The sequence below is a fragment of the Syntrophotalea sp. genome, assembly GCF_050253115.1.
GTDB classification, from domain to species: domain Bacteria; phylum Desulfobacterota; class Desulfuromonadia; order Desulfuromonadales; family Syntrophotaleaceae; genus Syntrophotalea; species Syntrophotalea acetylenica.
In genome coordinates this window covers 1-7,243 of record NZ_JBFWJQ010000123.1, presented here as the reverse complement: position 1 = coordinate 7,243, position 7,243 = coordinate 1, and the positions used below count along the sequence as shown (strand labels likewise).

Sequence of the window (7,243 nt, the reverse complement as noted above, 5' to 3'; positions counted from 1 at the left end):
ACGACGCTCTTCCGATCTTCGGTGCTTTGGGTCACGCTTTTTTCACCCTGTCGCTCGGGGCGGGGGTGATGATCACCTACGGTTCCTATCTCGATGCCGAAGCCGACCTGTTCGGTCTTTCCTTTCGTATTGCCGCGCTCGACACGCTGGTGGCCCTGCTGGCCTCGCTGACCATTTTTTCCGTCGTGTTTTCCGCCGGGATGCCCATTGACGGGGGACCGGGACTGGTGTTCAAGACCCTGCCCATTCTTTTTCTGCAGCTTCCTTTCGGCAAACTGCTTGCACTGCTGTTTTTTCTGCTGCTGGCTTTTGCCGCTCTGACTTCGGCCATTTCCATGCTGGAAGTAGTTGTCGCCTATGCGGTCGATGAATGGTGCTGGCCCAGAGGACGCGCTACCGGCGTCGTTGGTCTGGCGGCGTTTTTCCTCGGTATCCCCTGCGGATTGTCATTCAACGTTCTCAAAGGATTCGCCTTGTTGCCAGGGCACACGGTGTTCGAATCTCTCGATCTGCTCGTGTCCTCCTACATGCTGCCCCTTGGGGGGCTGATGGTGGCCGTTTATGTCGGATGGCGGTGGACCCGTGACAGGCAGTGCTCGGCCTTCGTTAATCTGCATCCGGAAGGCCGGCTGTTTGCAGCCTGGCGATTTGTGCTGCGCTATTTCGCCCCCGCTGCGGTTTTGATCATACTTTTCAATGAAGCCGGATGGCTGGGCTGAACATGCCTGAGTTGCCTGAAGTCGAAACCATACGGCGGGGGATCAGTCCCTGGCTGCTGAACCGGACGGTAACCCAGGTCATTGTGCGTCAGGACCGGCTGCGCTGGCCGGTACCCCCCGACCTGGAAAGCTGCCTGATCGGCCGGCCTTTTACCGCCGTTATGCGCCGGGCCAAGTATCTGCTGCTGAAAAATGCCGCAGGCTGGCTGTTGATTCACCTGGGCATGAGCGGTACATTGCGTATCCTGGAGTCGACGGCGGGCGTGACGCTTCACGATCATGTCGATCTGCTGCTGGATAACCGGCGCTGCCTGCGGTTAAATGATCCCCGGCGTTTCGGTGCGGTATTGTGGGTCGATGGCAGCCCCGAAGAGCACCCGCTGCTGGCTCATCTCGGACCCGAACCTTTTTCGGAGGCTTTTGACGGAGCGCTGCTGTATGCCCGCTCGCGGGGTCGCGCGCTGGCCGTCAAGAATTTCATTATGGACCAGCGCATCGTGGTTGGCGTCGGCAATATCTACGCCAGCGAAGCGCTGTTTCGTGCAGGCATCCATCCCGCCCGGCCGGCCGGCCGGATCTCCCGTGCTCGCTATGACGCGCTGGCCGTGGCGGTGCGGGAAGTGCTGTCCGCCGCCATCGAGGCTGGAGGCACCAGCTTGCGCGATTTTACCAACGAGCACGGCCGACCGGGGTATTTCAGCCAGCAACTGCTGGTTTACGGTAAAAAAGGACAGGCGTGCGTGCAATGCGGCGCCGTCATACGTTGTGAAGTCATCGGCCAGCGCAGCAGTTATTTCTGCCCTCATTGTCAGCGCTGATTCTTTCGGCAATCGCATGGCAAGATTGTCGTGTTCCCGGGCCACAGGAGGTGAGTTTGAAGGATTTCCGCTTTACCATGCCTTACAGGGTGCGCATTGCCGATATCAATTACGGCGGTCATGTGTCCAACGCCGCCGTTCTGAGTTTTTTTCAGGACGCGCGCATCGGTTATCTCGGCACGCTCGGCGCTTTCAGCGAAATGGATATCGGAGGGTGCGGCCTCATTCTGCCCGAAGCCCATGTTCTGTATCGCGCCGAAATGTTTCTCCAGGATCAACTGACTATCGGAGTTCGGGTCAAGGAACTGAAAAATTCATCCTTTATCATGGATTATCGCATCGAAAGGGACGGAGTTCTGACCGCGGAGGGGAACACGGCCCTGGTCGCGTTTGATTATGGCAAGCGCCGCCCCTGTCGCCTGCCGTCCGGTTTTCGTGACGCCGTGCTGTCGTTTGAACCGCTGATGGGCGCTCCAACGGATAATGACACGGGAAAATAGAGCCGTTTTCATTCGGAGTTTCCGTAGGGATACCAGGCTATTGCGCTCGTGACGGGCGCTTCGCGAATTTTAAAGAATTCCGGTCGGGAAGGCACTGGCGGCGGCGACCCCTTAATAGTTGACAAAATTGATCAGGCATGTTATCCCTAGGCCAGAATTGATCCTGTTTGAACCGCTGCGGGGGGCTTTGGTGATTAAAACGCTCAAGGAAGATATCCGGACTGTTTTCGATCGTGATCCGGCGGTACGCAGCGTGCCGGAAATCCTGTTTTGTTATCCGGGGTTTCACGCGCTGTTTTTTTATCGTCTCGCGCACGCCCTGTGGGTGCGCAAGGTGCGTTTTCTGGCGCGCTTTGTGTCCCATCTTGGGCGCATGTTTACCGGCATAGAAATCCATCCCGGGGCCCGCATCGGACGCCGGTTTTTCATTGATCACGGCATGGGCGTGGTTATCGGCGAAACGGCTGAAATCGGTGATGACTGTACCCTTTACCACGGGGTGACGCTCGGCGGGACCTCCTGGGCGAAAGAGAAGCGGCATCCGACTCTTGGCAACAATATCGTCGTGGGTGCCGGAGCAAAGGTGCTGGGTCCTTTCCGGGTCGGCGACAACAGCAAGATCGGAGCCAATTCCGTCGTGGTGCGGGAGGTGCCGGACAATTCCACCGTCATTGGCGTTCCCGGCCGCATTGTTTATGCCAACGGGGAAAAAATCGGAGCACAGATCGATCTTGAACATGGTCAGTTACCCGACCCGGAAGGTAAAGCACTTTCTTGCATGTTTGACCAGCTGCGGGCTCTGGAACGGCGGGTGCGCGAGCTTGAGGGTGCCGGGGTGGACAAGTCGGACCCCCGGGAGCAGAAGGTTATCTGAATCCATGCGTTTGTCCAGCAAAGCCCAGTATGCCGTGCGAGCCATGGTGCGCCTCAGCCTCGAAGGCACGGATGTTCCGGTGTCCAGCAAGACCATAGCAGACCTCGAAGGTATATCCCTGACCTTTCTGGAACAGATTTTTTCCAAATTGCGACGCGGCCGGATTGTCAGAAGCGTGCGCGGCCCCGGCGGGGGCTTTGTGCTTGCGCGTCCCGCTGAAAAAATTCGCGTGGATGAAATCATCGAGTGCGTCGAAGAGCCCCTGATGCCGGTTGCCTGCATGGACGAGGAAGGGGCATGCCTTTGCGAGGAGCTGTGTTTTACCCATAAGGTCTGGGCCGGTCTGGGGCGGCGCATCAAGAATTTTCTGGCATCGATCACCCTTGCGGAACTGACTCGCGAGGCATCGCTGCTCCAGGGAGAAACCCGCGAGCAGCGGGATATATGAGATTGGACTGGGAGGATCAGCAGTGAAACGGATCTACATGGACAACAATGCCACCACCGCCGTGAGGCCGGAAGTTCTGGACGCCATGCTGCCTTTTTACCGGGAGCATTTCGGCAATCCTTCGAGCATCCACTGGGCGGGGCGGGAAACCGGCGCTGCGCTCGAAGCGGCCCGCGAAAAGGTGGCAAAGCTTATCAATTGCAGCCCGGCGGAGATTGTTTTTACCTCCTGTGGCAGCGAGGGCAACAATCTTGCCATCAAAGGTGCGGCAGAAGCCCTGCGGGAACGCGGCAACCACATCATCACTACCGCTGTGGAGCATCCTGCCGTATTGAGCACCTGCAAATACCTGGAAAAGCATGGCTATGAGGTGACTTATCTGCCCGTGGACGGCGATGGCATGCTGGATATCGTCGCTCTCGAGGCTGCTATCACTGAAAAAACCATTCTGGTTTCCGCCATGTGGGCCAACAACGAAACCGGCACACTGTTCCCCGTCGATAAAATCGGCGCCGTGGCCCGCAACCACGGTATCTGTTTTCACACCGACGCCGTGCAGGCTGTCGGTCGGGTACCGGTCGACGTGGAGGCGGCCAAGGTCGATCTGCTGAGCATTTCCGGTCACAAGATCGGCGCTCCCAAAGGGGTGGGGGCCCTGTATGTGCGCAAGGGCATCCGCCTTGTTCCGCTGATTCACGGGGGACATCAGGAACGCAACCGTCGCGGCGGCACCCATAACCTGCCCGGCATTGTCGGGCTTGGCGTCGCCTGCGACCTGGCCGGTCGCGATCTGCCGGAAGTGTCGCAGAGGTTGCGCCGCCTGCGTGATCGTCTGGAACAGGGACTGCTTGCCGCGATCCCGGAAAGCCAGGTCAACGGTCATCCTAGCGAACGGTTGCCCAATACCTTGAATGTAAGCTTTAATTATATCGAAGGCGAAGCGGTGCTGCTGTTTCTCGATATGCAGGGAATCGCAGCATCTTCCGGATCCGCCTGCATGTCCGATGCTTTCGGGCAGTCCCACGTCATCGACGCCATGGGCGTCGATCCGATGATGGCTAATTCGGCGATCCGGTTTGGCCTCGGTTATGACAATACCTGCGAGGATGTCGACCGGGTGCTGGAGATCCTGCCGGCAATCGTCAAAAAACTTCGCGACATGAGCCCATTTTACCATGAGCGGGATGCCGCCAGCGTTACAGCCTGAAACTGATAGCCCAGTTTGTCTCTGTCCCGGGGCGGGCAGGACCGGATTTCATGAAAAGGAGACCCTATGTATTCGGAGAAGGTCATCGACCATTTTACCAATCCCCGGAATGTCGGTGAAATCGAAAATGCCGACGGCATCGGCGAAAAAGTAAGTTCTTCCTGCGGTGACCGCATGAAAGTGTTTCTCAAGGTCGAGGATGATATCATCAAGGACATCAAGTTCCAGACTTATGGTTGTGGCGCGGCCATCGCTTCCTCTTCCATGATGTCGGAACTGGTGCTGGGAAAAACCCTGCAGGAGGCGCTTGATCTGACCAACGATCAGGTTGCCGACGCTCTTGGAGGGCTGCCAGCGCCCAAACTGCACTGTTCGAACCTGGCGGCTGACGCCCTGCATGAGGCCATCAAGAACTATCGTGCCGCCAAGGTCTGATATTTTCGTTTTATGTTGAATGAATCCGGGGGCCATTCGCACATGTGAATGGCCCCTTGGGTATCCCATAAGGCCGGATATGCCGAAGCAAGCAAAACATATCGCGGTGGCGATGAGTGGTGGCGTCGACTCGACCGTTGTCGCTGCCCTGCTGCAGGAGCAGGGTTACCAGGTTTCCGGCCTGACAATGCGGGTTTGGGACGTCAGCCCGCTGGCCGATGGTCAAGACCCGCCTCATGTCACGGATGCACGCAGGGCCGCGGCCCATCTCGATATCCCGCTGCATGTCATCGATCTGCGGGATGCCTTCCGCCAGCAGGTGGTCGGACCTTTCTGCGATGCTTACCATGCCGGACGCACCCCCAATCCCTGCGTGCTTTGCAATCGGGTTTTCAAGTTCCGCCGCCTGATCGACGAAGCGGACCGTATCGGTGCCGACGCGCTGGCGACCGGGCATTACGCCCGCATCCTTGATGATGGCGGAGCCCGCCTTCTGGCCAAGGGTACCAGCCTGCCAAAGGACCAGAGCTACTTTCTTTTTACCTTGACCCAATCGCAGCTGGAAAAGGTTGTTTTTCCGCTCGGAGGGATGGACAAGAACGAAGTGCGGGCCCATGCCGACCGGCTTGGTCTGCATGTGGCGCAAAAAGGTGACAGCCAGGACATCTGCTTCATCCCGGACGGGGATTACGCCGCCTTTCTGGAACGCGAGGCCGGAATGCCCTTCGTCGGCGGGGACATTGTGCATGTCTCCGGCAAGGTGCTTGGCAGGCATGGCGGAACCTGCCGCTTTACCGTCGGACAGCGCCGTGGACTCGGTGTCGCCTGGCCGCAGCCTCTCTACGTAATCGCCATCGACGCCGCGCAGCACCGGGTTTTCGTTGGCGAAAGGGAATGTCTCGAGGTCGACCGGCTCATAACCGAGGGAACCAACTGGATCGTTGCCGAGCCACCACGGCCGCTGCGGGCCCGCTGCCGCATCCGTTATCGGCATCAGGAGGCGCCCTGCACCCTGGTTGTGCTGGGCGGCGGACAGGTGGAAGTGCGGTTCGATGCGCCTCAGACCGGCGTTGCGCCCGGACAGGCCGCCGTGTTTTACGATAGCGACAGGGTGTTAGGCGGGGGCTGGATTGTATGAACGACAGTTTCGCCATTGTCACCCTGGGGTGCAAGACCAACCAGTTCGAATCCGCGGCCATGGCCGAGCAGTTGGAGCGGGCAGGCTACCGGAGGATCGATTTTGCTGCCGGCGCGCAGCTGGTGATCGTCAACACCTGTACTGTAACCGCGGCTACCGACAGCCAGTCGCGTAATCTGATCCGGCGGGCGCGGCGCCTCAATCCGGCATGCCGGGTCGTGGTCACCGGCTGTTATGCCCAGGTCGCTCCCGGTGACCTGGAAAATCTGCCAGGTGTCGATCTGGTGCTGGGCAACGAGGAGAAGGTCGATCTGGTCCGCAGGATCGACGTTCCGGGACCAAGGGTGCAGGTTGGGGATATCCGCCAGGCGCGAGGCGTACCCCTTGATCTGGACTCCTTCGGTAGCCGCAGCCGCGCCTTTGTGCAGATTCAGAACGGTTGTGACGCCTTCTGTTCCTATTGCATCATTCCGCATGCCCGCGGCTCCAGCCGCTCCGCCAGCCCCGAACAGGTGGTTGGGCAGGTCTCCAGATTCTGTGCCGCCGGTTTCCCGGAGGTTGTGCTGACCGGCATTCACATAGGTGGATACGGACGGGATCTGCGCCGACCCATGACTCTTGCCGACCTGGTCCGGCGCTTGCTCGACGAGACGCCGGTGCGGCGTTTGCGCCTTGGATCCATCGAACCTCAGGAGGTTTCGGATAATCTGATCGGCCTGGTCGCGGAATGCGACAGGCTGTGCCCGCATTTTCATATTCCCTTGCAGGCCGGTGATGACGGTGTCCTGAAGGCCATGAACCGTCATTACTCCGTGGCATTTTTCCGTGAATTGATCCGGCGGCTTAAAACGCGGATTCCCGACGCGGCTGTCGGTCTGGATGTGATTACCGGCTTTCCCGGCGAGAGCGCAGGCGCCTTCGGCCGTACACTGGCACTGGTAGAGGAACTGCCGGTAACCCATCTGCATGTGTTCCCCTTCAGCCGCCGTCCCGGCACGCCGGCCGCCAGCATGAAAGCTCAGGTATCCGGTGCCGTGGCCCGGCAGCGTGCCGCGCTGTTGCGTGAGCTTGGCGAGGAAAAACAGAGCCGGTTCGCTCAAGGCT

General features: G+C 59.2%; 9 protein-coding genes. All 9 read left to right on the top strand.

What is annotated here, in order from left to right:
- On the top strand, nucleotides 1–719 hold a 719-nt coding region (locus AB7E65_RS11105; RefSeq protein WP_428745913.1), incomplete at its 5' end, for a sodium-dependent transporter.
- 2 nt (nucleotides 720–721) lie between these two features.
- Nucleotides 722–1,537, top strand: a complete 816-nt coding sequence (gene mutM / locus AB7E65_RS11100) for a bifunctional DNA-formamidopyrimidine glycosylase/DNA-(apurinic or apyrimidinic site) lyase (protein ID WP_072287841.1) — start codon at nucleotides 722–724, stop codon at nucleotides 1,535–1,537.
- A 56-nt stretch (nucleotides 1,538–1,593) separates the two neighbouring features.
- Complete coding sequence (locus tag AB7E65_RS11095) at nucleotides 1,594–2,037, top strand: acyl-CoA thioesterase (protein ID WP_083558826.1); 444 nt, start codon at nucleotides 1,594–1,596, stop codon at nucleotides 2,035–2,037.
- Nucleotides 2,038–2,227: 190 nt separating this feature from the next.
- Nucleotides 2,228–2,911 carry a serine O-acetyltransferase gene (cysE, locus tag AB7E65_RS11090; RefSeq protein WP_428745912.1) on the top strand — a complete coding sequence of 228 codons (684 nt, stop codon included), beginning with the start codon at nucleotides 2,228–2,230 and terminating at the stop codon, nucleotides 2,909–2,911.
- A gap of 4 nt (nucleotides 2,912–2,915) precedes the next feature.
- Nucleotides 2,916–3,359 carry an RrF2 family transcriptional regulator gene (locus AB7E65_RS11085; RefSeq protein ID WP_072287840.1) on the top strand — a complete coding sequence of 148 codons (444 nt, stop codon included), beginning with the start codon at nucleotides 2,916–2,918 and terminating at the stop codon, nucleotides 3,357–3,359.
- 22 nt (nucleotides 3,360–3,381) lie between these two features.
- Nucleotides 3,382–4,566 (top strand): cysteine desulfurase NifS, encoded by a 1,185-nt coding sequence (gene nifS, locus AB7E65_RS11080; RefSeq protein WP_072287839.1) that lies wholly within the window; start codon nucleotides 3,382–3,384, stop codon nucleotides 4,564–4,566.
- 66 nt (nucleotides 4,567–4,632) lie between these two features.
- Entirely contained in the window at nucleotides 4,633–5,001 is a 369-nt protein-coding gene (nifU, locus tag AB7E65_RS11075) for a Fe-S cluster assembly scaffold protein NifU (RefSeq protein ID WP_072287838.1), read from the top strand.
- 79 nt (nucleotides 5,002–5,080) lie between these two features.
- Nucleotides 5,081–6,139 carry a tRNA 2-thiouridine(34) synthase MnmA gene (mnmA, locus tag AB7E65_RS11070; RefSeq protein WP_072287837.1) on the top strand — a complete coding sequence of 353 codons (1,059 nt, stop codon included), beginning with the start codon at nucleotides 5,081–5,083 and terminating at the stop codon, nucleotides 6,137–6,139.
- Nucleotides 6,136–7,243 (top strand): tRNA (N(6)-L-threonylcarbamoyladenosine(37)-C(2))-methylthiotransferase MtaB (mtaB, locus tag AB7E65_RS11065; RefSeq protein WP_428745911.1); only part of this gene is annotated, 1,108 nt, incomplete at its 3' end. The genes mnmA and mtaB, both read left to right, overlap by 4 nt.

Coding starts and splice junctions, on each gene's coding strand:
- mutM (WP_072287841.1), top strand. CDS start 722: ATGCCTGAGTTGCCTGAAGTCGAAACCATACGGCGGGGGATCAGTCCC.
- AB7E65_RS11085 (WP_072287840.1), top strand. CDS start 2,916: ATGCGTTTGTCCAGCAAAGCCCAGTATGCCGTGCGAGCCATGGTGCGC.
- nifU (WP_072287838.1), top strand. CDS start 4,633: ATGTATTCGGAGAAGGTCATCGACCATTTTACCAATCCCCGGAATGTC.
- mnmA (WP_072287837.1), top strand. CDS start 5,081: ATGCCGAAGCAAGCAAAACATATCGCGGTGGCGATGAGTGGTGGCGTC.